The 25,179-nt window shown below is 60.9% G+C and carries 24 protein-coding genes, 1 other RNA gene and 1 pseudogene; 13 read left to right on the top strand and 13 right to left on the bottom strand.

The window, feature by feature from the left end; translation table 11 throughout:
• Positions 1 to 239 precede the first annotated feature (239 nt).
• A pseudogene (gene tauA / locus AC1RL4_RS05200) lies at positions 240 to 356 on the top strand (taurine ABC transporter substrate-binding protein); the annotation flags it as partial.
• 36 nt (positions 357 to 392) lie between these two features.
• On the opposite strand, the gene argA reads toward tauA, so the two are convergent.
• On the bottom strand, positions 393 to 1,691 hold the full coding sequence (gene argA / locus AC1RL4_RS05195; protein ID WP_019580550.1) for an amino-acid N-acetyltransferase: 1,299 nt from the start codon (positions 1,689 to 1,691) through the stop codon (positions 393 to 395).
• 135 nt (positions 1,692 to 1,826) lie between these two features.
• Complete coding sequence (gene argE, locus AC1RL4_RS05190) at positions 1,827 to 2,984, bottom strand: acetylornithine deacetylase (protein ID WP_019580549.1); 1,158 nt, start codon at positions 2,982 to 2,984, stop codon at positions 1,827 to 1,829.
• A 157-nt stretch (positions 2,985 to 3,141) separates the two neighbouring features.
• On the opposite strand from argE, the gene AC1RL4_RS05185 reads away from it, so the two are divergent.
• Positions 3,142 to 4,509, top strand: coding sequence for a CYTH domain-containing protein (locus AC1RL4_RS05185; protein WP_019580548.1), 1,368 nt, complete (start codon positions 3,142 to 3,144; stop codon positions 4,507 to 4,509).
• A 120-nt stretch (positions 4,510 to 4,629) separates the two neighbouring features.
• Here AC1RL4_RS05185 and AC1RL4_RS05180 read toward each other — a convergent pair whose 3' ends face one another.
• On the bottom strand, positions 4,630 to 5,100 hold the full coding sequence (locus AC1RL4_RS05180) for an Lrp/AsnC family transcriptional regulator (protein WP_018927598.1): 471 nt from the start codon (positions 5,098 to 5,100) through the stop codon (positions 4,630 to 4,632).
• A 126-nt stretch (positions 5,101 to 5,226) separates the two neighbouring features.
• On the opposite strand from AC1RL4_RS05180, the gene AC1RL4_RS05175 reads away from it, so the two are divergent.
• The 5 genes from AC1RL4_RS05175 to AC1RL4_RS05155 all read left to right on the top strand — a co-directional run bounded on the left by AC1RL4_RS05175 (position 5,227) and on the right by AC1RL4_RS05155 (position 9,448).
• Positions 5,227 to 5,565, top strand: a complete 339-nt coding sequence (locus tag AC1RL4_RS05175) for an ACT-like domain-containing protein (RefSeq protein ID WP_019580547.1) — start codon at positions 5,227 to 5,229, stop codon at positions 5,563 to 5,565.
• A 102-nt stretch (positions 5,566 to 5,667) separates the two neighbouring features.
• Positions 5,668 to 7,452: a type IV pilus assembly ATPase TfpB gene (gene tfpB, locus AC1RL4_RS05170; RefSeq protein ID WP_230173263.1), complete on the top strand. Its 1,785-nt coding sequence runs from the start codon at positions 5,668 to 5,670 to the stop codon at positions 7,450 to 7,452.
• 243 nt (positions 7,453 to 7,695) lie between these two features.
• Positions 7,696 to 8,610, top strand: a complete 915-nt coding sequence (locus tag AC1RL4_RS05165) for an SPFH domain-containing protein (protein ID WP_007940374.1) — start codon at positions 7,696 to 7,698, stop codon at positions 8,608 to 8,610.
• 11 nt (positions 8,611 to 8,621) lie between these two features.
• Entirely contained in the window at positions 8,622 to 9,059 is a 438-nt protein-coding gene (locus AC1RL4_RS05160) for an NfeD family protein (RefSeq protein WP_019580545.1), read from the top strand.
• Between the two features lie 68 nt (positions 9,060 to 9,127).
• Positions 9,128 to 9,448, top strand: coding sequence for a DUF2388 domain-containing protein (locus AC1RL4_RS05155; RefSeq protein WP_019580544.1), 321 nt, complete (start codon positions 9,128 to 9,130; stop codon positions 9,446 to 9,448).
• Positions 9,449 to 9,524: 76 nt separating this feature from the next.
• On the opposite strand, the gene gcvP is transcribed toward AC1RL4_RS05155, so the two are convergent.
• On the bottom strand, positions 9,525 to 12,398 hold the full coding sequence (gene gcvP, locus AC1RL4_RS05150) for an aminomethyl-transferring glycine dehydrogenase (protein WP_230173261.1): 2,874 nt from the start codon (positions 12,396 to 12,398) through the stop codon (positions 9,525 to 9,527).
• Between the two features lie 153 nt (positions 12,399 to 12,551).
• Here gcvP and AC1RL4_RS05145 point away from each other — a divergent pair, with 153 nt between their 5' ends.
• Positions 12,552 to 13,691, top strand: a complete 1,140-nt coding sequence (locus tag AC1RL4_RS05145; protein ID WP_026331821.1) for a DegT/DnrJ/EryC1/StrS family aminotransferase — start codon at positions 12,552 to 12,554, stop codon at positions 13,689 to 13,691.
• Between the two features lie 47 nt (positions 13,692 to 13,738).
• Here AC1RL4_RS05145 and gcvH read toward each other — a convergent pair whose 3' ends face one another.
• From gcvH to AC1RL4_RS05105, 8 genes are all read right to left on the bottom strand, one after another.
• Positions 13,739 to 14,122 (bottom strand): glycine cleavage system protein GcvH, encoded by a 384-nt coding sequence (gene gcvH, locus AC1RL4_RS05140; protein ID WP_018927591.1) that lies wholly within the window; start codon positions 14,120 to 14,122, stop codon positions 13,739 to 13,741.
• 50 nt (positions 14,123 to 14,172) lie between these two features.
• Positions 14,173 to 15,255 carry a glycine cleavage system aminomethyltransferase GcvT gene (gcvT, locus tag AC1RL4_RS05135; RefSeq protein ID WP_493119221.1) on the bottom strand — a complete coding sequence of 361 codons (1,083 nt, stop codon included), beginning with the start codon at positions 15,253 to 15,255 and terminating at the stop codon, positions 14,173 to 14,175.
• Between the two features lie 156 nt (positions 15,256 to 15,411).
• Positions 15,412 to 17,028, bottom strand: coding sequence for an ABC transporter permease (locus tag AC1RL4_RS05130; RefSeq protein ID WP_028939119.1), 1,617 nt, complete (start codon positions 17,026 to 17,028; stop codon positions 15,412 to 15,414).
• A 176-nt stretch (positions 17,029 to 17,204) separates the two neighbouring features.
• Positions 17,205 to 18,209 carry an extracellular solute-binding protein gene (locus tag AC1RL4_RS05125; protein ID WP_096479394.1) on the bottom strand — a complete coding sequence of 335 codons (1,005 nt, stop codon included), beginning with the start codon at positions 18,207 to 18,209 and terminating at the stop codon, positions 17,205 to 17,207.
• Positions 18,210 to 18,340: 131 nt separating this feature from the next.
• On the bottom strand, positions 18,341 to 19,558 hold the full coding sequence (locus AC1RL4_RS05120; protein ID WP_167331189.1) for a 2-octaprenyl-3-methyl-6-methoxy-1,4-benzoquinol hydroxylase: 1,218 nt from the start codon (positions 19,556 to 19,558) through the stop codon (positions 18,341 to 18,343).
• A gap of 115 nt (positions 19,559 to 19,673) precedes the next feature.
• Positions 19,674 to 20,861, bottom strand: coding sequence for a 2-octaprenyl-6-methoxyphenyl hydroxylase (gene ubiH / locus AC1RL4_RS05115; RefSeq protein WP_230173259.1), 1,188 nt, complete (start codon positions 20,859 to 20,861; stop codon positions 19,674 to 19,676).
• A complete protein-coding gene (gene pepP / locus AC1RL4_RS05110; RefSeq protein ID WP_018927585.1) occupies positions 20,858 to 22,192 on the bottom strand; it encodes a Xaa-Pro aminopeptidase in 1,335 nt (444 codons plus the stop codon). Before pepP ends, ubiH begins: the two co-directional genes overlap by 4 nt.
• A gap of 27 nt (positions 22,193 to 22,219) precedes the next feature.
• A complete protein-coding gene (locus AC1RL4_RS05105) occupies positions 22,220 to 22,774 on the bottom strand; it encodes a YecA/YgfB family protein (protein WP_007940361.1) in 555 nt (184 codons plus the stop codon).
• Positions 22,775 to 22,899: 125 nt separating this feature from the next.
• Here AC1RL4_RS05105 and AC1RL4_RS05100 point away from each other — a divergent pair, with 125 nt between their 5' ends.
• The 4 genes from AC1RL4_RS05100 (at position 22,900) to AC1RL4_RS05085 (ending at position 24,325) form a co-directional block, all read left to right on the top strand.
• A complete protein-coding gene (locus AC1RL4_RS05100) occupies positions 22,900 to 23,109 on the top strand; it encodes a TIGR02449 family protein (protein ID WP_007940359.1) in 210 nt (69 codons plus the stop codon).
• Positions 23,106 to 23,423 carry a cell division protein ZapA gene (locus AC1RL4_RS05095; RefSeq protein ID WP_018927584.1) on the top strand — a complete coding sequence of 106 codons (318 nt, stop codon included), beginning with the start codon at positions 23,106 to 23,108 and terminating at the stop codon, positions 23,421 to 23,423. Before AC1RL4_RS05100 ends, AC1RL4_RS05095 begins: the two co-directional genes overlap by 4 nt.
• Positions 23,424 to 23,453: 30 nt before the next feature.
• A non-coding RNA gene (gene ssrS, locus AC1RL4_RS05090) (6S RNA) lies at positions 23,454 to 23,632 on the top strand.
• A gap of 87 nt (positions 23,633 to 23,719) precedes the next feature.
• Entirely contained in the window at positions 23,720 to 24,325 is a 606-nt protein-coding gene (locus tag AC1RL4_RS05085) for a 5-formyltetrahydrofolate cyclo-ligase (protein ID WP_028939122.1), read from the top strand.
• A 35-nt stretch (positions 24,326 to 24,360) separates the two neighbouring features.
• Here the strand turns inward: AC1RL4_RS05085 and AC1RL4_RS05080 are convergent, their stop codons facing one another.
• Positions 24,361 to 24,510: a hypothetical protein gene (locus AC1RL4_RS05080; protein WP_018927582.1), complete on the bottom strand. Its 150-nt coding sequence runs from the start codon at positions 24,508 to 24,510 to the stop codon at positions 24,361 to 24,363.
• 200 nt (positions 24,511 to 24,710) lie between these two features.
• Between AC1RL4_RS05080 and AC1RL4_RS05075 the strand changes: the two genes are divergently transcribed.
• On the top strand, positions 24,711 to 25,160 hold the full coding sequence (locus AC1RL4_RS05075) for an EVE domain-containing protein (RefSeq protein ID WP_018927581.1): 450 nt from the start codon (positions 24,711 to 24,713) through the stop codon (positions 25,158 to 25,160).
• The last annotated feature ends 19 nt before the right edge of the window (positions 25,161 to 25,179 follow it).

Genomic DNA, 25,179 nt, shown 5'->3' with positions numbered 1-25,179 from the left:
TTTTTATTCCCATTGGCTTTGGCACATCCCGTACGCGTCAATCCCTATCGAAAAGGCGACGCCATCATGGCTAAACGCGCACTATCTAGTCAATTTGTTACAGTTTGTGTATCGCTATTATTTTTCTTTCGGCTCGGGCGGGACGGCGATTCGAGAAACCATAGGCCATAAAGTCGATTGGCGTCGTTTCGATCGCGGTTCGTAAGTGGTCAGCGCCGCGCAGCAGACCGCGGTGCGTTGGCGGCACGACGAAGACGATTGGAGAGATGGCGAAGTTCTTGCGGGAGCAAGGGAAGGTAGAAACGGTGCTGCCGGATTATTCGCCGTATGTCAGCGCCAAATACGTCACTGAGTGATGATCGTTCCCACGCGTGGGAACGATCATCACTCAGTCAGAGGGCTTTTTCGAAGATCTTCGAATTACGCTGATAGTTGTACAGCGACGCCCGCGCCGACGGCAGGCGATCGACGCTGCTCGGCACGAAACCCCGCTCACGGAACCAGTGGGCGGTCCGGGTGGTGAGCACGAACAAGGTTTTCAGGCCCTGAGCCCGGGCGCGGGTTTCGATGCGTTCCAGCAATTCATCGCCGCGACCGCCATGGCGGTACTCCGGGTTCACCGCCAGGCACGCCAGCTCCCCCGCATCCGAATCGGCAATCTGATACAGCGCCGCGCAGGCGATGATCATGCCTTCACGCTCGACCACACTGAACTGCTCGATCTCGCGCTCCAGCACCTCGCGGGAACGGCGTACCAGAATCCCCTGCTCTTCCAGCGGGCTGATCAAGTCGAGCAAACCGCCGACGTCCTCGATGGCCGCCTCGCGCACAACTTCGAATTGTTCCTGGGCCACCAGCGTACCGCCACCGTCACGGGTGAACAGTTCGGTCAGCAGCGCGCCGTCTTCGGCGTAGCTGACGATATGACTGCGCGCCACACCACCCCGGCATGCCTCAGCGGCCGCATCCAGCAGCTCGGCCTGATAGTTGCTGCCCAGGCGTTGCAGGTGTGCCGGCACTTGTTGCGGACGCAACTCGCGAACCAGACGACCCTGTTCATCCAGCAGACCGAGCTCGGCGCCGAACAGCAGCAACTTGTCTGCGCCCAGGTCGATGGCCGCGCGGGTCGCGACGTCTTCGCAGGCGAGGTTGAAGATTTCGCCGGTCGGCGAGTAACCCAACGGCGACAACAGCACGATGGAGCGTTCGTCCAGCAGGCGATTGATGCCCTTGCGGTCGACCCGGCGCACTTCGCCGGTGTGGTGATAATCGACACCTTCGAGCACGCCGATCGGCCGCGCAGTGACCAGATTGCCGCTGGCCACCCGCAGGCGCGAGCCCTGCATCGGCGACGAGGCCATGTCCATGGACAACCGCGCTTCGATGGCGATGCGCAGTTGGCCGACCGCATCGATCACGCACTCCAGCGTCGCTGCATCGGTGATGCGCATGCCGTGGTGGTAGTGCGGGGTCAGGCCGCGAGCAGCGAGGCGTGTTTCAATTTGCGGACGCGAACCGTGAACCAGCACCAGTCGCACGCCCAGGCTGTGCAGCAGCACCAGGTCGTGGACGATATTGCCGAAGTTCGGGTGCTCCACACCGTCGCCGGGCAGCATGACGACGAAGGTGCAATCGCGGTGGGCGTTGATGTAAGGCGAAGCGTGACGAAGCCAATTGACGTATTCGGGCATGAACCTGGGCCTGTAATAAATAGCAGCCGAAAAAAGAGTAACGCAGTAAACGCACAGCAGGCTGATGGTTATCGTCGGAACAGGCTTGGCGACACGCGCGCTCTCCTCATAAGTACGGGTAGTGACACTGGCAATTTATACGAGCGACGCCGGCGTCAGGCAGTAATGTTCGATCAGTTGACGTAATAGATGCACGGTAGGCTGCAAACGTGACATTTCGAGGTATTCCCCCGGTTGGTGGGCGCAGGCGATGTCGCCGGGGCCCAAGACCAGTGTTTCACAGCCAAGGCGCTGAAGATAAGGCGCTTCTGTGCCGAACGCCACTGCTTCGGCGCGATGGCCGGTGAGCTTTTCGGCGACCCTCACCAATTCCGAGTCTTCGGCCTGCTCGAATGGCGGCACTTCTGGGAACAATGGCGCGTAATCGATCTTCACCTGGTGCCGTGCGGCAATAGGGTTGAGCTTCTGCAAAATCGCCGCGCGCAGGGCACTGGGGTCCATGCCCGGCAGCGGACGCAGGTCAAACTCCAGTGAGCACTGGCCGCAGATACGGTTGGGGTTATCGCCACCGTGAATGCAGCCGAAATTCATCGTCGGCTGCGGCACGCTGAACTGCGGATTACGAAATTCCCGCTGCCATGCCAGACGCAAGCCGCGCAGTTCGCCGATGGCATCGTGCATGGCTTCAAGGGCGCTATGGCCCAGGCTCGGGTCCGAGGAGTGACCGCTCTGACCGAGGATGTCGATGCGCTCCATCATCACGCCTTTGTGCAGACGGATCGGCTTCAGCCCCGTCGGCTCGCCAATCACCGCCGCACGACCTAGTGGCCGCCCGGCTTCGGCCAAGGCACGCGCACCGGACATCGAGCTTTCTTCATCGCAGGTCGCAAGAATCAGCAAGGGTTGCTTGAATGGTTGGTCGAGCAAGGGTTTGACGGCTTCGATGGCCAGGGCAAAAAAGCCCTTCATGTCGCAACTGCCCAGGCCGACCCAACGGCCGTCCACTTCCGTCAGTTTCAGCGGGTCGGTCTGCCACAACGCCGCGTCGTACGGCACCGTATCGCTATGACCGGCCAGCACCAGGCCGCCGGGACCTGTGCCGAAACTGGCCAGCAGGTTGAATTTGCCGGGGCTGACCTGCTGGATGTCGCAGGCAAAACCCAGCTCCCCGAGCCATGTCGCCAACAAGTCGATGACCGGCCGATTGGTTTGATCCAGGCTGGGTTGGGTACAGCTGACAGACGGCGCGGCGATCAGCGCAGCGAACTGATCTCTCATGGACGGCAAAGGCATCGCTGACTCCCAACTCCCGAATTGAAGTCCATCATAGAGCCATCCGGCGACAGGAATAAACCGCCGCGGCGCGTAGGATGAACGAGTCCTGTACACTGCACGACCTTGGCAGCCACACATTCCCCCGGCTGCGCTCCCGATCCTGGATTTTCCGGCCATGCAGAAAGAAACCGAAATCAAACTCCGCGTCAGCCGCGAAACCCTCGCCGCCCTGCGCGAGCACCCGTTACTGAAAAAACGCAATAAAAGTGGCTGGGAACGCCGTGAGTTGATGAACCAGTACTTCGACACGCCCGAGCGCGACCTGGCCCGCGCCAAGGTTGCCCTGCGCCTGCGCCGCGATGGCGAAGAAGTGATTCAGACCCTCAAGACCCGTGGCCAGAGCGTCGCCGGTCTGTCCGAACGTCACGAGTACGACTGGCACCTGCCCAAAGCCAAACTCGACGTGAAAAAACTCGACGGCGAATGCTGGCCCGAGCAGTTGGCCGAACTGGACAAGAAAACCCTGAAAGCCATCTTCACCACCGATTTCGTGCGTGAACGCGCGGAAATCGCCTGGGGCCGTGGCAAGACCAAAGTGGTCATCGAAGCCGCGCTGGACCTGGGCCACGTGGTGGTCGGCAAGCAGAAAGAAGAAATCTGCGAGCTGGAACTGGAACTGCGCGAAGGCGAGCCGGCCGCGCTGCTGGAACTGGCCGCCGAACTGGCCGCGACCCTGCCGCTGATGCCATGCGACATCAGCAAGGCCGAGCGCGGTTATCGCCTGTTCGACGCCAACAGCTACTCGCTGAGCTTGCCGGCGCCGCAGATCACCGCCGAAATGCCACTGGACGATGCGTTCGCCGCCCTGTGCTGGCATTTGCTGGGCAGCAGCCAGCGCCTGGCCGAGCAATATCGCTTCAACGGCCACTGGCGCCTGCTGCAGGACTGGGTCGAAAACCTCGCTGAAATGCGCGCGCTGATCAGCAGCCTCGGTCAGGCCGCGCCGCGTCAGTCGACTCACGATCTGCGGGCCGCGCTGGATGCCTTGCTGGAAGACTGGCGCCCGCTGGTACAAGCCGGCCTGGACGACGAAGACGTGCGCAAAGCCGCGCCGGAGCAGTTCCTCGAAGAGCTGGAAGACCCGCGTTGGGGCCTGTTCTCGCTGAACACTTCGCGCTGGTTGCTGGCCCGTACCTGGGCTGCCGATCGCAACACCCGTGGCAATCGCCAGGGCGCCGCGCAACTGGGCAGCTGGTTGCCACGCCTGCTGGGCGAAGAAGCCAACTCGCTGCAATTACAGCGTTACCAGCAACAGCCGGAAGACCTGGCCGAGCAACTGCCGCGCATCGAGCGCATCCAGGCCTGGCTGCATCATGCCCGTAGCGTGCTGGACATCCCGGAGATGGATCGCCTGTACGGTGAGCTGAAACAGCTTGCCCTGCTGGCTAACGAGCCGATCACCGATGAGTCGCTGGATGCGCGTAAGCAGCAGGCGATTGCGGTGTATCAGAATCGTGCCTGGAAAATGCTATTGCGCATGTAACACCCTGTGGCGAGGGGGCTTGCCCCCGTTCGGCTGAGAAGCAGTCGCAAAGCTTTTGAGGCCGCTTCGCGACCCAACGGGGGCAAGCCCCCTCGCCACAAAAAACCTCTACCGCAACAATCAACGCAACACCGGCAAACTCGTCGTGGATTTGATTTCCGACAAAGCCACGATCGAGTTGACCTCCTGTATCCCCGGCACCATCGACAGTTTCTCGAAGAAGAAACGCTCATAAGCCTCGATGTCTGCCGTGACGATCCGCAACAAGAAATCCACCGACCCCATCAGCACATAACATTCCAGCACTTCGGGGAAACCGCGAATCGCTTCGGTGAACTCAGTGAAGTTCGAGCGCCCGTGGGCGTTGAGTTTGATCTCGGCGAAGATTTGCGTGTTGAGGCCGATTTTCTTGCGGTCAAGCAACGTCACCTGACCGCGAATGATCCCCTCCTCCTTCATCCGCTGAATCCGCCGCCAGCAGGGCGACTGCGAGAGCCCCACCTGTTCGGCGATCTGCGCGCTGGAGAGCGAAGCGTCCTCTTGCAGCAACGCGAGAATCTTGCGGTCGTAGCCATCCAGCTCGCTATGCATAGAAAAACCTGAAATTAATATGATATTGAATTGATCGATTCGATAAATCGTCAATAAGCCCAATCATAGATAAGAAATACCCCACACCGAATGTAAAAATTCCTCCAATGATTTTGGAGCCCGACCATGCCGCCCCTCGAAGCCGTGAACACCGCGCCCGCCCGCGCCGATGTCTGGAACGTCAGCAACGCCCACTGCCGCGTTCAATACCAACTGCTGGCCGAGGCCGAGCCGGATCTGCTGTGCCGCGCGCTCAATCTGTTCGCCTTGCAGTTTCTGACGCCGCAGCAGGTCAACGTGCAGCGCCTGGACGATCTGCTGTCGATCGACATCGTCATGGACGGCCTGAGCTGGCACCGAGCCCAGGTGATCGCGGAAAAACTGCGTAACCTGATCAGCGTCTGCTCGGTGAATCTGCAATCGGCCGATTCGGCGTGGCAGGAGCCGGCGCAGGCAGCGGGCTGACCCCTCCCCTGAAAAAACCCGACACGTGTTGGTCGGGTAGTGGCCCAACGGTCTGCGGGTGCGCAGCTATCCTTTGCGAACGGTTGTTCATAAGGAGCCCGCATGTCCGTTCAACTTGCCACTCAGGACCGCTGGCTGGACCTTAACGATTTGCTGCGTGAACTGGTCGCCCAGGGCTTTGTCAGCCAGGACTCGGCCGAACACGCACTCAACGCCCGCCGCCGTCACGCCACCAATGCTCAGCAACATCCGCTGGAGTTTATCGCCAGCCAACACCTGGACGACCTCAGCCGTCCCGGTAAACACCTCGATCTGGAAAGCCTGACGCTGTGGCTGTCCCAGCAGGCCGGCCAACCTTACTTGCGCATCGACCCACTGAAAATCAACGTCGCCGCCATTACGCCGCTGATGTCCTATGCCTTCGCCCAGCGCCACAAGATTCTGGCGGTGGCCATCGACCGCGATGCCGTCACCGTGGCCAGCGCCCAGCCCTTCGTCAGCGGCTGGGAAGTCGACCTGACCCACGTATTGAAACTGCCGATCAAGCGCGTGGTGGCCAACCCGGTGGATATCCAGCGCTTCAGCGTGGAGTTTTTCCGCCTGGCCAAATCGGTCACCGGCGCCACCAACGCCGATCAGCAGACAAGCAACCTGGGCAACTTCGAACAATTGCTCAACCTCGGCGCCAGCGACCAGGAGCCGGACGCCAACGATGCGCACATCGTCAACATCGTCGATTGGCTGTTCCAGTACGCGTTCCAGCAGCGGGCCAGCGATATCCACATCGAGCCCCGGCGCGAGCAAGGCACGGTGCGCTTTCGCATCGACGGCGTGCTGCACAACGTCTATCAATTTCCGCCGCAAGTGACCATGGCCATCGTCAGCCGCCTGAAAAGCCTGGGGCGGATGAACGTCGCGGAAAAGCGCAAACCCCAGGACGGCCGGGTCAAGACCAAGACCCCGGACGGCGGCGAAGTCGAGCTGCGGTTGTCGACATTACCGACAGCGTTCGGCGAGAAGATGGTCATGCGGATCTTCGACCCGGAAGTGCTGCTCAAGGATTTCGACCAACTGGGCTTCTCCGCCGAGGACCTGCGCCGCTGGCAAGACATGATCCGCCAGCCCAACGGCATCATTCTGGTGACCGGGCCAACCGGCTCGGGCAAGACCACCACGCTGTACACCACCCTCAAGAAACTGGCGACGCCGGAGGTCAACCTCTGCACCATCGAAGACCCGATCGAAATGGTCGAGCCGGCGTTCAATCAGATGCAGGTCCAGCACAACATCGACCTGACCTTTGCCGCCGGCGTGCGCGCGCTGATGCGGCAAGACCCGGACATCATCATGATCGGCGAGATCCGCGATCTCGAAACCGCCGAGATGGCAATTCAGGCGGCACTCACCGGCCACCTGGTGCTGTCGACATTGCACACCAACGATGCGCCGAGCGCCATCAGCCGCCTGCTGGAACTCGGCGTGCCGCATTACCTGATCAAGGCCACGGTGCTCGGGGTCATGGCCCAGCGTCTGGTGCGTACGTTATGCCCTCACTGCAAGGCACCCTTAACGTTGGGCGAAGACGACTGGCAAACCCTGACCCGGCCTTGGCAAGCGCCACTGCCGACCAATGCCCAGCGCGCCATCGGTTGCCTGGAATGCCGCGAAACCGGCTATCGCGGTCGCGCCGGGGTTTACGAAATCATGCTGCTGACGGATGGCATCAAAGCGCTGATCAACCCCGACACCGACTTGCTGGCGGTCCGCCGTCAGGCGTTCAAGGAAGGCATGCGCAGTTTGCGGTTGTCGGGGGCGCAGAAAGTGGCGGCGGGGTTGACCACGATTGAAGAGGTGTTGCGGGTGACACCGCAGAGTGAGCAGAGATAGACAGCCCCTAATGCCGGTAAGTTAAGACACATCCCCTGTGGGAGCGTGGCTTGCCCGCGAAGAATACACCGCGTTTTTCAGGTATTACGCGTCATCGTTCTTCGCGGGCAAGCCACGCTCCCACAGGATTTTCGTCACTCAAATTTCTAGACTTACCGGCATTTGGCCTCTCCAAGTCGCATTCAAACCTTTTGCCCTACACTCTGGTCATCGCAACTCAATCCAGACTGGACAGGGACCGTTATGAGCATTGCACTGATTCTCTTCGTCGCGCTGGTCGTGGCCATTCTTTTCATGGGTTTCAAAGTGGTGCCCCAAGGGTTTGAATGGACGGTCGAACGCTTCGGCCGTTACACCAACACCCTCAAGCCAGGCTTGAGCATCATCATTCCGGTGATGGACCGCATCGGCCGCAAGATCAACGTGATGGAAAGCGTACTGGACATTCCGCCCCAGGAAGTCATCACCGCCGACAACGCCACCGTGCAGATCGACGCCGTGTGCTTCTTCCAGGTAGTCAATACTGCCCAGGCCGCCTATGAGGTGAACAACCTCGAACATGCCGTGCGCAATCTGCTGCAAACCAATATCCGCACCGTGCTCGGGTCCATGGAGCTGGACGCGATGCTCAGCCAGCGCGACAACATCAACGAAAAACTGCTGCGCACCGTCGACGAAGCCACGGCGCCGTGGGGCATCAAGATCACCCGGATCGAGATCAAGGACATCAGCCCTCCCGCCGACCTGATGGCCGCCATGTCCGGCCAGATGAAAGCCGAGCGGATCAAGCGCGCACAGATTCTGGAAGCCGAAGGTTTGCGCGCCTCGGCGATCCTCACCGCCGAAGGCAAGAAGCAGGCGCAGATTCTCGAAGCCGAGGGCAGTCGTCAGGCGGCGTTCCTCGAAGCCGAGGCCCGGGAACGTCAGGCCCAGGCCGAAGCCCAGGCTACCAAAGTGGTGTCCGAAGCCATCGCCGGCGGTAACGTGCAGGCGGTCAACTACTTCGTTGCACAGAAGTACATCGATGCCTTGGGCAAACTGGCCTCGGCCAACAACAGCAAAGTGATCCTGATGCCGCTCGAAGCCGGTTCGATGATTGGTGCAGTCGGCGGCATCGGCGAAATCGTCAAGGCTACCTTCGACGGCAAGAAAGGCTGAGGTCGCCGCCCATGGAACTGTTTTCGTTCTGGAGCTGGCTGGCCCTGGGCACGCTGTTGCTGATCCTTGAGGTGTTCGGTGCCGGCGGTTATCTGCTGTGGATCGGCATGGCAGCTGCCGCCGTCGGCGTGCTGACGTTCCTGATACCGGGTTTGCCCTGGGAATGGCAGGTGCTGTTGTTTGCCGTTTTTTCGATCCTCACCGCCCTGTACTGGTGGAGACGTCAGCGCAGTGTGGTGCGGGCCAGCGATCAGCCGAACCTGAACCTGCGAGGGCAAGAGCTGATCGGCAAGGTGTTCGTGGTCACTGAAGCGATTGTCGATGGCCGTGGCAAGATCAAGGTCGCCGACGGTGTGTGGATGGCCCGAGGGCCTGATGCCGCGCCTGGCAGCCGTGTTCGGGTGATCGGACAACAAGGGGCGATTTTACTGGTGGAGCGGGCCGACTAACGTCACGGAACTCGATTGGGTTATTGGCAATCAAAGGCCGCAGTTAAAACCCAGTGGAGTCACCTTTTATGCGTCTCAAACTTGCTGTCGCTACCGTCGCCGTGTTGTCCCTTCAAGTCGGTTCGGCGATGGCTGATGACAGCTTTTTGCGTAACGTCCTTACTTCCGGTGCCACCACCGGTACGTCCTACCTGACCTCCAGGGATCACAAGCTGATCGTCGCTGCCCAGGACGACGCCGGCAGCTTTGTCGCCAGTGACGGCGCCATTCGCGGCCCCTATCTGGAATCTGCCATGCAGAAAGTCCGCGCTGAAAACCCTGGCCTGCAAGCCACGGACATGGAACTGGCGAACGCCATCCTGGCGAAGAATGCCATCGCCTCGAAGTAAGGTTCGTTGCTGAACAAAAAATGCCGCTCTAAATGAGCGGCATTTTTTTGCCCCTGATTTGTAGGAGCGAGTGATTTCAGCGGTATTCATCCACCGGCACACACGCGCAAAACAGGTTGCGATCGCCGTAGACATTGTCCACACGGTTCACCACCGGCCAGTACTTATGGGCCTTGGTGTGAGCATCCGGCGTCACCGCCTGCTCGATGCTGTACGGCCGCTCCCAGACACCGGTGATGTCGGCCAGGGTATGCGGCGAACGCTTCAGCGGGTTGTCCTCCGCCGTCCAGTTGCCGTTTTGCACCTCGTTGATTTCCGCGCGAATGCTCAGCATCGCATCGATAAAACGGTCCAGTTCCGCCTTCGATTCACTCTCGGTCGGTTCGACCATCAACGTCCCCGGCACCGGGAATGACATGGTCGGCGCATGGAAGCCGTAGTCCATCAGGCGTTTGGCAACGTCTTCTTCGCTGATCCCGGTCAGCGCCTTGAGCGGACGCAAGTCGAGGATGCATTCGTGGGCCACTCGCTCGTTGCGCCCGGTGTAGAGCACCGGAAACGCCCCGGACAAATGCTGCGCCAGGTAATTCGCGGCGAGGATCGCCACCTCACTCGCATCCGCCAGTTGCGGCCCCATCATCGCGATGTACATCCAGCTGATCGGCAGAATACTTGCACTGCCCCAAGGGGCTGCGCTTACCGCTCCGTTCCCCGGCAGCGGGCCATCGATCGGCACCACCGGGTGATTGGCGACAAACGGCGCCAGGTGCGCCCGGACACCAATCGGACCCATCCCCGGTCCGCCACCGCCGTGGGGAATACAGAAAGTCTTGTGCAGGTTCATGTGCGACACGTCGGCACCGATATCTGCCGGCCGCGCCAACCCGACCTGCGCGTTGAGGTTGGCGCCATCCATGTACACCTGACCGCCATGGCGGTGGATAACTTCACAGATCTCGCTGATGCCTTCCTCGTAGACCCCATGGGTCGAAGGATAAGTCGCCATCAGGCAGGCGAGTTTGTCCCCCGCCTCGATGGCCTTTTCTTTCAGGTCTTCCAGATCGACATTACCCGCCTCGTCGCACTCGACGATCACTACCCGCATCCCGGCCATTTGCGCCGAGGCCGGGTTGGTGCCGTGGGCCGAAGACGGGATCAGGCAGATATCCCGCGCGCCCTGATGACGACTCTCGTGATATTTACGGATCGCCAGCAACCCGGCGTATTCGCCCTGGGCGCCCGAGTTGGGCTGCATGCAGATTGCATCGAAACCGGTGATCGCGCAGAGCCAGCGTTCCAGTTCCTCGATCATCAAGGAATAACCCACCACCTGCTCTTTCGGCACGAACGGGTGCAGGTTGGCGAACTGCGGCCAGGTGATCGGGATCATCTCGCTGGTGGCATTGAGCTTCATGGTGCAGGAGCCCAGCGGGATCATCGACTGATTGAGCGCCAGGTCTTTGTTTTCCAGCTGCTTCAAGTAACGCAGCATTTCGGTTTCGCTGTGATGGGCGTTGAACACCGGATGACGCAGATAAGGCGTACTGCGCTGCAATCCTGCAGGAATGCCGGACGCCAGGGTCTCAGCATCCAGCTCGTCGACGTTGAGCCCATGATCGGCACCTAGAAACACATCGAACAGTTTCGCCACGGTGGTTTCGTCACTGGTTTCGTCGAGGCTCAGGCCCAATCGCCCGCGACCGAGAATGCGCAGGTTGATCTGCGCCGCCTGGGCACTTTCAATGATCGCGGTCTGAGTGCCACCGACCTCCAGGGTCAGCGTGTCGAAGAACTGTTGGTTCACACGTGTAACGCCATGGCGTTCCAGACCGGCGGCGAGGATGCAGGTCAGCCGATGGACACGCTGGGCAATATTTTTGAGCCCTTCCGGGCCATGGTAGACCGCATAGAAACTGGCGATATTGGCCAGCAGCACCTGGGCGGTGCAGATATTCGAGTTGGCCTTCTCCCGGCGAATGTGTTGTTCGCGGGTTTGCAGGGCCATGCGCAGGGCGACATTGCCGCGAGCATCTTTCGACACGCCGATGATCCGCCCGGGAATCGCGCGTTTGTACTCGTCGCGGCTGGCAAAAAACGCCGCGTGCGGGCCGCCGTACCCCATGGGCACGCCGAAGCGCTGGGATGAACCGAACACCACATCGGCGCCCAACTCTCCCGGCGGAGTCAGCAACAACAGGCTGAGCAGGTCGGTGGCGACGCAGGCCAAGGCTTGCTGGGCATGCAGATGATCGATCAGCGGACGCAGGTCGCGAATTTCGCCATGGGTGTCGGGATATTGCAGCAACGCGCCGAACACTTGATGCTGCTTCAAGTTATCCACAGCATCGATGACCAGGTCGAAACCGAACCCTTCGGCCCGGGTCTGCACCACGGAAATCGTCTGCGGGTGGCAGTTTTCGTCGACGAAGAACAGATTGCTTCTGGACTTGGCGACACGCTTGGCCAGCGCCATGGCCTCGGCGGCCGCCGTGGCTTCATCCAGCAGCGAAGCGTTGGCCAGTTCCAGACCGGTCAGGTCGATGGTCAGCTGTTGGAAATTCAGCAGCGCTTCGAGCCGGCCTTGGGCAATCTCCGGTTGGTAAGGCGTGTAAGCGGTGTACCAACCGGGATTTTCCAGCACGTTGCGCAGGATGACGGCCGGCGTGAGGGTGCCGTGATACCCCATGCCGATCAGGCTGGTCCAAACCTGGTTCTGCTCGGCGTAGCCGCGCAGTTTGGCCAGTGCGGCTACCTCATCGAGGGCGGGCGGCAGGTCCAGCGGTCGGTTGAGGCGGATTCCCGGCGGCACCGTCTGCTCGATCAACTCGACGCGGCTGCCAAGACCGAGGCTGTCGAGCATCGCCTGCTGCTCGGCGGCATCGGGCCCGAGGTGGCGGCGCAGGAAGGTATTGGGGTCGCGTAACTGGCTCAAGGACGGCAACTGGGACATGACGGGCTCTCTCATGACTGGCGCTCAGCGTCGATGCAACTCGGTCAAACCAGCATAGCAGTCGATACCGGCACGGATGGCGTGGCGCTGTCGGTCAATCCGGATCATTATGCTCGGCGCCTACAAACGTTCGCTGATCGGGTATCCACATTTATGAGCCAACTGTCTTTCCTGCCCTTCTCCAAACCCACCATCGATGAAGCCACGATTGCCGCTGTCGGCGATGTGCTGCGCTCGGGCTGGATTACCAGCGGCCCCAAGGTTCAGGCCTTTGAAGCGCAACTCTCGGAATACTTCGGCGGGCGCCCGGTGCGTACGTTCAATTCCGGCACCTGCACCATGGAGATCGCATTGCGAATTGCCGGCGTCGGACCGGGTGATGAAGTGATCACCACGCCGATTTCCTGGGTGGCCACCGCCAACGTGATTCTGGAAGTTGGCGCCACGCCGGTGTTTGCCGACATCGACCCAGTCACTCGCAATATAGACCTGACGCAGCTTGAAGCAGCGATTACCCCGCGCACCAAAGCCATCATCCCTGTGTTTCTCGCGGGACTGCCCGTGGACATGACGCGCCTTTACGCGATTGCAAAAAAGCATGGTTTGCGAGTGGTGGAAGATGCCGCCCAAGCATTGGGTTCGAGCTGGAACGGCCAGCGAATCGGTGCGACTGGCGATTTCGTGTCCTTCAGTTTCCAGGCGAACAAGAACGTCACCTGTTCAGAGGGCGGTTGCCTGGTATTGAATAATGCCGAGGAAGCACGGCTGGCGGAAAAGTACCGCTTGCAGGGTGTCACCCGCAGCGGTTTCGATGGGCTGGACGTTGATGTGCTGGGCGGCAAGTTCAACATGACCGATGTCGCGGCAGCCATTGGCCTGGGCCAGTTTGCCCACATCGAAGCGATCACCGCTCATCGTCGTGAGCTGGCCAAACATTACTTCGCTTGCTTCGGCGAGGACTTCGAAGCGCAATACGGTGCTCAACTGCCCCCGGCGGATTTCGAGAACAGCAATTGGCATTTGTTCCAACTGGTGCTCCCGGAACGCCAGGATGGCAAACCGGCACGGGCTACTTTCATGGAGCAGATGCAGGCACTGGGAGTGGGTATCGGCTATCACTACCCGCCGATTCACCTGCTGAGTCTTTACCGCGAACGCGGGTTCAAGGAAGGCATGTTCCCGATCGCCGAGCGGGTCGGAAGACTGATCGTCTCGCTGCCGATGTTTACGGCCATGGATAAAGCGGACGTCGAGCGTTCGGTGGCCGCGGTGAAAGCCGTCTTGCGGACTTGATCCGGCCTTTGCAGGAGCTGCCGAAGACAGCTCCTGCAAAGCGGGTATTACTCGCCGATGGCGGCCTTGTAGGCCATCGGGTCGAGCAGCTTGTCCAGCTCAGAGGTATCGCTTGGCTCCAGCTTGAAGAACCAGCTGTCATAAGGCGCGCTGTTGACCAGTTCCGGGCTGTTGGCCAACTCTTCGTTGACCGCAATGACGGTACCGGAGACCGGCGAGTAGATATCCGACGCAGCCTTGACCGACTCGACGACACCCGCCGCCTCACCGGCAGCGAACACTTTGCCGATTTCCGGCAGCTCGACGAACACCACATCACCCAAGGCTTCCTGAGCATGGTCTGAAATACCCACTTTCACGCCGCCATCATGGTCTAGACGGGCCCATTCGTGACTTTCGGCAAAACGCAGGTCGACAGGGATTTCGCTCATGTTCTGTGTCCTCAAGAAAAATGTCGGCAGTCATTGACCGCCAAAAAAGGTTAGATCAAGGTTTTGCCATGGCGTACGAAGGTCGGCTTGACCACTCGAACCGGGTACCACTTGCCACGGATTTCCACTTCGGCACGGTCGGCGGTGGCCGCCGGCACGCGCGCCAGTGCAATCGACTTGCTAAGCGTAGGAGAGAAACTACCACTGGTGATCTCCCCTTCGCCAACTTCGGCGATGCGAACCACCTGATGAGCCCGCAGAACGCCACGTTCCTCAAGGACCAGACCGACCAGTTTGTGCTGCACGCCAGCGGCCTGCTCGGCCTCCAGGGCGGTGCGGCCAAGGAACTGGCGCGTGGCCGGTTCCCAGGCAATGCTCCAGGCCATGTTGGAAGCCAATGGTGAAACGTCTTGATGAATATCCTGACCGTACAGGTTCATGCCGGCTTCGACCCGCAAGGTATCGCGCGCCCCGAGGCCGATCGGGGAAATACCCGCGCCCACCAGATCGTTGAAAAACCCCGGCGCCTGATCGGCCGGCAGCACGATTTCCAGACCGTCCTCACCGGTGTAACCGGTGCGGGCGATGAACCAGTCACCGTCGGCCTGACCTTCGAAATGTTTGAGTTGCTGGATCAACGTAGCTCGGGACTGGGTCACCAGTTCGGCAATCTTGTGCCGGGCGTGAGGCCCTTGAATGGCCAGCATCGCCAGTTCGGAGCGCTCGTTGAGCCGCACATCGAAGTCGCCGAGATGAGCCTGCATCCAGGCCAGGTCCTGATTGCGGGTGGAGGCGTTGACCACCAGCCGATATCCGTCATCAAGGCGATAGACGATCATGTCGTCGACGATACCGCCGTGCTCGTTGAGCATGGCGCTGTACAAGGCACGGCCGGGGCTGTGCAGGCGCTCGACGTCGTTGGCCAGTAAGTATTGCAGCCAGGCCTTGGCCTGGGGGCCGTCGACATCGATCACGGTCATATGGGATACATCGAAAACCCCGCAATCGCGGCGCACCTGATGGTGTTCCTCGACCTGCGAGCCGTAATGCAGAGGCATATCCCAACCGCCAAAATCGACCATCTTCGCGCCGAGGGCGAGATGAAGGTCATACAGAGGCGTGCGCTGTCCCATGGGTTTCTCCTTCCGGGCGTGGCGAAGGTGCGGACAGCCGCTGTATGGGGTGAAATGCCTTGAAATAAAGGCTTTCAGCCGATTTCAGCAACCCGGTCTGAAAGACGGACCGCACCGAATGCCGCGCATTGTAGCCGCAAGGTGTAGGACTGACACCTAGCCGTTTCGATGCGCCGACCTTCTGATTAATCCGATGACCGGCAACAGCCCGACCAGAACCAGGGTCAGTGCCGGCAACGAGGCCCTCGCCCATTCGCCTTCGCTGGTCATTTCAAAGATCCGTACTGCCAGCGTGTCCCAGCCAAACGGGCGCATCAGCAGGGTCGCGGGCATTTCCTTGAGCACGTCGACGAACACCAGCAACGCAGCGCTCAACGTGCCCGGAAGCAGCAGCGGCAGATACACTTTGAAAAACAGTCGTGGCCCACTGACGCCAAGGCTACGTGCCGCTTCGGGCAAAGAGGGCCGTATTCGCGCCAGGCTGCTTTCCAGCGGCCCGTAAGCCACGGCGATGAATCGCACCAGATAGGCCAGCAACAACGCCGACAGACTGCCCAGCAGCAACGGTTTGCCCGCGCCGCCAAGCCAGCCCGACAGCGGAATCACCAGTTCGCGATCCAGATAACTGAACGCCAGCATGATCGACACCGCCAATACCGAGCCTGGCAGTGCGTAGCCGAGGTTGGCCAGGCTGATGCCGGAACGGATCACCCGGGTCGGTGCCAATCGACGGGCAAACGCCAGCAGCAGCGCGACGCTGACGGTGATCAACGCCGCCATGCCGCCCAAGTACAGGGTGTGCACGATCAACCCGGCATAACGTTCGTCCAGATCGAAGCGCCCGCGTTGCCAGAACCACACCAGCAGTTGCAGCACGGGAATGACGAAGGCGCAGGCGAACACCAGACCACACCAGCTCATCGCCGCCAGCGCCTTGACCCCATGCAGGTGATACAGCGCCTTGACCCGCGGCCGTTCGTTGCCCGCCCGGTTGGCTCCCCGGGCGCGACGCTCGCCATACAACACGACCATCACCACCAACAGCAACAGGCTGGCCAGTTGCGCGGCGGTGGGGAGACTGAAAAAGCCGTACCAGGTCTTGTAGATGGCGGTGGTGAACGTATCGAAGTTGAACACCGACACCGCACCGAAATCCGCCAGGGTTTCCATCAGCGCCAACGCCACCCCCGCGCCGATCGCCGGACGCGCCATGGGCAACGCCACTCGCCAGAACGCCTGCCACGGGGATTGCCCAAGGACTCGCGCCGCTTCCATCAGGCCTTTGCCCTGAGCCAGAAATGCAGTGCGCGCCAACAGGTAAACGTAGGGATAGAAAACCAGCACCAGCACCAGAATCACGCCACCGGTGGAACGCACTCGCGGCAGCCTCAGACCACTGCCGAACCATTCGCGCAACAGGGTTTGCACCGGGCCGGCGAAATCCAGCAGGCCAACGAAGACGAATGCCAGCACGTAGGCAGGAATCGCGAACGGCAGCATCAACGCCCAGTCCAGCCACCGCCGCCCCGGGAACTCACAGAGGCTGGTGAGCCAGGCCAGGCTGACGCCCAACAGCGTTACGCCGAAGCCGACGCCAACGACCAGCGTGAGGGTGTTGCCCAGCAGCCGCGGCATTTGCGTGTCCCACAGGTGGGACCAGATCTGCTGATCGATGGTTTGCCAGGAAAGAAGCAGGACGCTCAGGGGCAGCAGGACCAGCGCAGCGATGGCGAAGACCAGGGGATACCAGCGGCGTTGGGCGGGGTGGGCCAAGGACAGTTCTCGTTTAAATGATTGTGCCCACGCTCTGCGTGGGCACACATCTTGTGATGCTCTGCGTCACGCCTCGACGCAGAGCGTCGGTGGATGCATCCCCACGCAGAACGTTGGAACGATCAGGCCGGCAGGGACGCCGCCACTTCATTCGGTGGCGCAGTATATCGACAGACTCAGTTCCAGCCGACCCGATCCATCATCCGAATCGCTTCAGCCTGACGCTTGCCGGCGATTTCCACTGGCAAGGTATCGGCCACGAACTTGCCCCAGCTCGCGACTTCAGCCGAAGGCTGAACGGCAGGGTTGGCCGGGAACTCCTGGTTCACGTCAGCGAAAATCTTCTGCGCTTCAGGCGTGGTCATCCACTCCACCAGCGCCTTGGCGGCTTCCGGGTGCGGTGCATGTTTGGTCAGGCCAATCCCCGACAGGTTGACGTGCACGCCACGGTCGCCCTGATTCGGCCAGAACAGTTTCACCGGCAAGTCCGGCTTCTGCTTGTGCAGACGGCCATAGTAGTAAGTGTTGACGATGCCGACGTCGCACTGACCGGCATTGATCGCTTCCAGCACGGCGATGTCGTCGGAGAACACGTCGGTGGACAGGTTGTTGACCCAGCCCTTGAGGATCTTCTCGGTTTTCTCGGCGCCATGGACTTCGATCATGGTGGCGGTCAGGGACTGGTTGTAGACCTTCTTCGCCGTGCGCAGGCACAGGCGGCCTTCCCACTGTTTATCGGCCAGCGCCTCGTAGGTGGTCAGCTCACCGGGTTTCACCCGGTCGGTGGAGTAGGCGATGGTTCGCGCCCGCAGGCTCAGGCCGGTCCAGGCATGGGAGGATGCGCGGTATTGCAGCGGGATGTTGGCGTCGATCACCTTGGAGGTGAACGGCTGGAGGATGCCCATCTGCTCGGCCTGCCAAAGGTTGCCGGCATCGACGGTCAGCAGCAGGTCGGCAGTGGCGTTTTCGCCCTCGGCCTTGATCCGCTGCATCAGCGGCGCTTCCTTGTCGGTGATGAACTTCACCTGTACGCCGGTTTTCTGGGTGTAGGCATCGAAGACCGGTTTGATCAGCTCATCGATACGCGAGGAGTAAACCACCACCGCGTCGGCAGCCTGGGCGGCGGTGCTGCCTATCAGGGTCAGGGCCAGTGCGGTCAGTAGACGCTTGGGTGCCAACATGGAAGCGGTCTCTCGAATCAGGGAAGTGAGGCCAAATGATAAGGACTCACATTTCGCTTCTCAATCGAACACTGGGTGGAGGAGTTACCAGATGTTGCACAATCGAATGAATGACAATGTGGCGAGGGGCTTCAGGCCTTGGCCAACGCTGGCAAATCCCCAATCAACCCAAGCGCTTCGCGCACGAACAACGCCTTGGCCTCGGGCATCTGGTCGACCATCTTCAACCCGGTATTGCGCAACCAGCGCACCGGCAACGGATCGGCCTGGAACAGCCGTTCGAAGCCTTCCATCGCCGCCATCAACGCCAGGTTGTGGGGCATGCGCCGACGCTCGTAGCGACTGAGCACCTTCACATCCGCCAACCGCTCACCGCGCGCGGCCGCTTGCAGCAGTACTTCGGCCAGCACTGCCGCATCGAGGAAACCGAGGTTCACGCCCTGCCCGGCCAGCGGATGGATGGTGTGGGCCGCGTCGCCGATCAGCGCCAGACCTTCTGCCACGTAACGCTTGGCATGACGCTGACGCAGCGGCACGCACAGACGCGGGTCGGCACTGAGCACCGTGCCGAGGCAGCCTTCGAAGGCCCGCTCCAGCTCCTTGCAGAAGCTTTCGTCGTCCAACGCCATGAGGCGTTCGGCTTCGCTCGGCGTGGTCGACCAGACAATCGAGCACCAATCCTGCTGACCGTCCCGTTCCAGCGGCAGAAACGCCAGCGGGCCGTTGTCGGTGAAACGCTGCCACGCGGTCATTTGATGCGGTTTGGAACAGCGCACACTGGTGACGATCGCGTGGTGCATGTAATCCCATTCGCGGGTCGCAACGCCGGTCAGGCGCCGCACCGCCGAGTTGGCGCCATCCGCCGCGATCACCAACGGTGCCCGCAAGGTGCGGCCATCGGCCAGGGTCAGCAGCCAATCATCACCGGAGCGGCGCATCTGCTCCAGACGCGCATTGGCCAGCATCCCGAGGTCACAGTCGTGCAGCCGATCGAGCAAGGCATCTTGAACCACGCGGTTCTCGACGATATGCCCCAGCACGTCGGCATGTACGCTGGTCGCCGAGAAATGGATTTTCCCGGTGCCGCTGCCGTCCCAGACGTGCATATCGGTGTAAGGACTGCTGCGCCGGTTGGCGATGCCGTCCCACACACCCAGGCGTTCGAGTATTCGCTGGCTGGCCGCCGACAGGGCGCTTACCCGTGGTTCGAACGGCGCTTGGCCATCGAAGGGTTTGACGCTCAGGGGGCTACCGTCCAGCAGCAGGACTTCGAGCCCGCTGTTTTGTAACGCCAGCGCCAGGGCGCTGCCGACCATTCCGGCCCCGACAATCAGCAGATCTGCGCGCATTTCCATGCTTTAGGCCTGTCTCGCTTGCGACTTGAGCCGCAGATAAAGGGTTTTCTCGACGCGCGTCACCAAAGTGCTCGCGTCGTCATGAATATTGACGTGCAAGTGCGCCCGCTTAAACATCGGGACGCGTACCCAGGCCCATGGCCTGCCGGGCGAACCAGCGCTTGGCCGGCGGCAGCAGATCGAGACCGAGCAAGCCGATGTTGCGCCCCAGGGAAACCAGCGGCTGGGTGCTGCCGAACAACCGGGTGACCTGATCGGAGAAGCCCACGGTCAGATTCTGATCCATCCGCTGACGCTCGCGATAAGCCTGCAACGTGGTGAAATCGCCGAGCGCGGTCTCGCTGCTCAGCAAGGTGTCGGCCAAAGCCTGGGCATCGCGCAAGGACAGATTGAAGCCTTGTCCGGCAATCGGGTGCAGGCTGTGCGCGGCGTTGCCGAGGATCGCCAGATGCGGGCGGACTTGTTCCTCGGCTTCGATCAGCGACAACGGATACAAATTGCGGGCGCCAACCTGTTTCAGCGTGCCGAGGCGATAACCGAACACGCCCTGCAACTCGCTGAGAAAGCTGCGGTCATCAAGGGCCGCCAGCCGTTGCGCGTCCATGCCCAGACGGGTCCAGACCAGGGCGCAGCGGTTTTCCGGCAGCGGCAACAAAGCCATTGGGCCGTCGTCAGTGAAGCGTTCGAAGGCCATGCCGTTGTGCGCTTCGCTTGGAGTGATGTTGGCGATCAGCGCGCTCTGGTTGTACGGGCGCGTCTTGACGCCGATCCCCAGCTGTTCACGCAGGCCCGAACGGCCGCCATCGGCCAACACCGCGAGGTCGCATTCCACCAGGGTTTCATCGTTGAGCGTCAGGCGATAGCCGTCGGTCAGCGGTTCCATGGCGGTGACTTCCGCCGGGCAACGCCAACTGATCACGTCCTTGTCCAGACTGTGCCAGAGGCATTGGCCGAGCCAGGCGTTTTCCACCACATAACCCAGTGCTGGAACGCCCTCTTCCATCGCCGACAACCGCGCCGTGGAAAAACGCCCACGGTCGGAGACATGAATCTGCTTGATCGGCTCGGCGCGGCGGGAGATTTCCTGCCACACGCCCAGCCGTTGATAAATCTGCCGGGCGCCGAACGACAACGCCGAAGAGCGAGCGTCATAGCTCGGTTGGTACGTATCGCCAGGGGCAAAGGGTTCGATCAGCACGATCTTCCAGCCACGGGCCTTGGCCCCGGCCTGCAACGCCAACGCAAGGCTGGCGCCAACCAGGCCACCGCCGATGATTGCCAGATTGACTCGACTCATGCCGCTTGTGTCCGTGCGGCGGCCATCAAGGCCTCGATCTCGGCGACCGTTTTCGGCACGCCGCTCGTCAGGATTTCACAACCGGTTTTGGTGACTACCACGTCGTCCTCGATGCGCACGCCAATGCCGCGCCATTTCTTCGCTACGTTCTGGTTGTCCGGGGCAATGTAGATGCCCGGTTCGACCGTCAGCGCCATGCCGACTTCCAGCACGCGCCATTCGCCGCCGACCTTGTACTCGCCGACATCATGCACATCCATGCCCAGCCAGTGGCCGGCGCGGTGCATGTAAAACGCCTTATAGGCTTCGCTGGCGATCAGTTCATCGACTTCGCCCTGCAACAGGCCCAACTTCACAAGGCCCGTGGTAATGACTCGAACCGTGGCTTCGTGCGCCTGATTCCAGTGTTTGTTCGGTGCGATTTCGGCAAACGCCGCTTCCTGGGAAGCCAGCACCAGCTCGTAGATCGCCTTCTGTTCCGGTGAATACTTGCCGTTGACCGGCCAGGTGCGGGTGATGTCGCTGGCATAGCAGTCGATCTCGCAACCGGCGTCGATCAGCACCAGATCGCCGTCTTTGAGCACCGCGTCATTCTGCTGGTAATGCAGGATGCAGCTGTTGCGCCCGGCGGCGACGATCGAACCATAGGCCGGCATCTTCGCCCCGCCCTTGCGGAACTCGTAATCGAGCTCGGCTTCGAGGCTGAACTCATGCAAACCGGCACGACTGGCCTGCATCGCCCGAATATGGGCCTGGGCGGAAATCCGCGCAGCTTCACGCATCACCTTCACTTCTGCCGCCGATTTATACAGGCGCATGTCGTGCAGCAGATGATCCAGGGCAACGAATTCGTTCGGCGGCTGGGCACCGAGATTCGCCTTGGAGCGGATCACGTTGATCCAGTCCATCAGGTGCCGATCGAATTCCGGGTTGCTGCCCATGGCCGAATACACCCGGTCGCGGCCTTCGATCAGGCCCGGCAGGATGTCGTCGATGTCGGTGATGGGGAAAGCGTCGTCGGCGCCGAAGTCGCGGATCGCGCCTTCCTGACCGGCGCGCAGGCCGTCCCACAGCTCGCGCTCGGCATTGCGCTCACGGCAGAACAGGATGTACTCGCCATGTTCGCGACCGGGAATCAAAACGATAACGGCCTGAGGCTCGGGAAAGCCGCTGAGGTACTGGAAGTCGCTGTCCTGACGGTAAACGTGCTCGACGTCACGGTTGCGAATGGCAACCGCGGCGGCGGGCAGAATGGCGATGCTGTTGGGTTCCATCTGCGCCATCAAGGCCTTGCGGCGACGGCTGTATTCCGATTTCGGGATATGAATCATGGGCAGATGGCTTTTCCTGGCTCGCGATTAATGCAACGACGGTTTGGCGGCTGCTTCGTCGGTTTTCTTGGTTTCAGTGAACAGCAGCAACGGTGCGACGCGCAGGTACTCCATGACTTCCATGTAGTCGCTTTCGCCGTCGTCGGACTCTTCCAGGGCGTCTTGCACCTGAGAAATGGCGGCTAGATCCTGCAGCACTTCAGTCGCTTCAGCGCTGAGGGCATATTCGCGACGGGTCAGGCCGAAGCCAGTGAGGAAGCCCTGGCACCACTGGCCTAGCGCGGCTGCACGCTCGGTGAGCGGCGCGTCGTCGCTCGGCAGCAGCAGAACAACGGTCATGTCGTCGCTGGTAAGCTCGCCCTTGACCATCTCTTGCAGGCCGATCAAGGCGTTGCGAACGTTGTCTTGCGGCTCGCCTTCGAGCAGCTCGGCGGCGTCTGCCAGCCAGCTGTCGGCATCGAAACCGGCACCGGCGCAGCTACGGCCGAGCAGCAGGCCGTGCAACTCGGCAGGCGAGACGGGATGGCCGCTGGTACTCAGCAGGGTGGCGAAGGCTTGGTACGGAGAATTCTGAATGGGCATGGGTAGCTAGGCGCCAGACGGCGCTATGTCTAGAATGAAGGCCTTGTATCCTACATCGACAGACTCGCCAAGACTATTAAAGGCTGTCCGCCAGCTACCTCCCATCAGACGAACACGTGGACACAATGGAAGACACCGACCTGCAAGCGCTGATGGCCAGACTCGAGCTGCTGATTACCCGAGTCGAGCAACTAAAGAGTCAAAACGCACTCTTACTAGCTCAAGAAAAGACCTGGCGCGAGGAACGCGCGCACCTCATTGAAAAAAATGAAATCGCCCGGCGTAAGGTCGAATCGATGATTTCGCGCCTCAAGGCCCTGGAGCAAGACTCATGAGTTCAAGCAATAGCGTTACCGTGCAGATCCTCGACAAAGAATATTCGATCATCTGCCCCCAGGAAGAGCGCAGCAACTTGATCAGCGCCGCCCGCTACCTGGACGGCAAGATGCGCGAAATCCGTAGCAGCGGCAAAGTCATCGGCGCCGACCGCATTGCCGTGATGGCTGCGCTGAACATCACGCACGACCTTCTGCACAAGGAAGAACGTCCGGATGTGCAGGCCAGCGGTTCGACCCGCGAACAGGTTCGCGACCTGCTGGACCGCGTCGATCTGGCGCTGTCGACCGATCCGGATGTCACCAAGGGCTGATTCGCCAGGCCGCTTGAGTTATACTCGCATCACTCCCTGGGGTGCTTGCCAGTTGACCACGTCCCTGAGCCGATTCGCACTACCCTGGAGGTTGCACGTTGGGCTGGTGTGCATGTCCGCTAGACGGAAAGCCTTAAAGCCTACTGCATCTTCCACCTTGAACTTTCGGGTTCAAGGGCTAAGTCAGCAGCGGTTCATCCGGGGAGCCTGATTTCAATCCGATGCCGGTTTTCATACCGGCATCGGCATGTTTACGGGTACGCTTTTAGTACTCGCACTTTCTGAAGCCTGAATCCATGACCGAACCTGCGCTGCTGCCCCGACCGCAACTTCGACGCATGCTGCGCAAGGCCCGCCGCGCACTGACCCCCTGTCAGCAACGCGAAGCCGCTCGCGGGCTGTATAAGCAATTGGCCCAGCACCCGCTGTTTCGCCGCGCAAAACACATCTCCCTGTACCTGCCCACCGACGGTGAAATCGACCCGCGCCTGCTGATGCGTGCCGCGCAACGTCGGGGCAAGGCGACGTACCTGCCGGTACTCAGCGCCTGGCCGCGAACCAAAATGGTGTTCCAGCGGATTCGCCCCGGCGAAAAGCTCAAACCCAACCGTTTCCGTATTCCAGAACCACGGGCCAATATCGCCCGGCAACGCAAAGTCTGGGCGCTGGATCTGGTGTTGCTGCCATTGGTGGGGTTTGACGATGTCGGCGGACGCCTGGGGATGGGCGGCGGCTTCTACGACCGAAGCCTGGCGTACCTGGCGCGCCGAAAAAACTGGCGCAAGCCGACGCTGCTGGGCTTGGCCCATGAATGTCAGAAGGTTCAACGATTGGCTCAGGCGAGCTGGGATGTACCGTTGCAGGGCACGGTCACTGACAAGGCGTGGTATTTCGCGGGCTAGACGCCACTGATCTCAGCGGCGTCCAGGCGACAGGTTCAGCGCTTGAACGCCGACGGCTGTTGCTGCGCGATCTCGACGGGAGCATCGGGTTTGTTGTTCCACAGGCTTTGGGCATAGCCGGTGGTCACGACACCAAGGCCGAATAAAATAACCAAAATCCATAGTAAATCCGGTTTGCGTTTCATCGACTGCCCCCCAAAGGCACATCAACACGATGACAGCAGCGGTTTCCGTTGTAGGTGTAGGCCGTGCAGCAGCGTCAAGCTAAGAAGGCCGGCATTTTGCGACAACGTGAACCGACACGCAAACGCTGGCGTCAACCGACTGTCGGTTTGTCATAAAATTGCCTGACCACTTGCCCACCCACCTCGCAAGGAGCAAAAACATGGCTTATTGGCTGATGAAATCCGAGCCCGACGAACTCTCCATCAAAGACCTGGAGAAGCTTGGCCGAGCGCGCTGGGACGGGGTTCGCAATTACCAGGCGCGCAACTTTTTGCGGGCCATGGCAGTGGGCGACGAGTTTTTCTTCTATCACTCCAGCTGCCCTGAGCCAGGGATTGCCGGGGTCGGAAAGATCGTCGAGGCAGCGTATCCGGACCCGACGGCGCTGGAGCCCGAGAGTCATTACTTCGATCCGAAGGCCACTGCCGAGAAAAACGCCTGGAGCGCGATCGATGTCGCTCACGTCGAAACGTTTTCCAAGGTGCTGAAGCTCGATTATCTGAAACAGCAAACGGCGCTGGCCGAAATGCCATTGGTGCAGAAAGGCTCGCGACTGTCGGTGATGCCGGTGACAGCCGAGCAATGGGCGGCGGTGCTTGGCCTGCGCTAAATAATGCACAACCGCCGGT

The organism is Pseudomonas sp. GW822-FHT07A10 (assembly GCF_058798795.1).
Note: the sequence above shows the minus strand (reverse complement) of the source record. Positions and strands in the feature narration are given on the sequence as shown.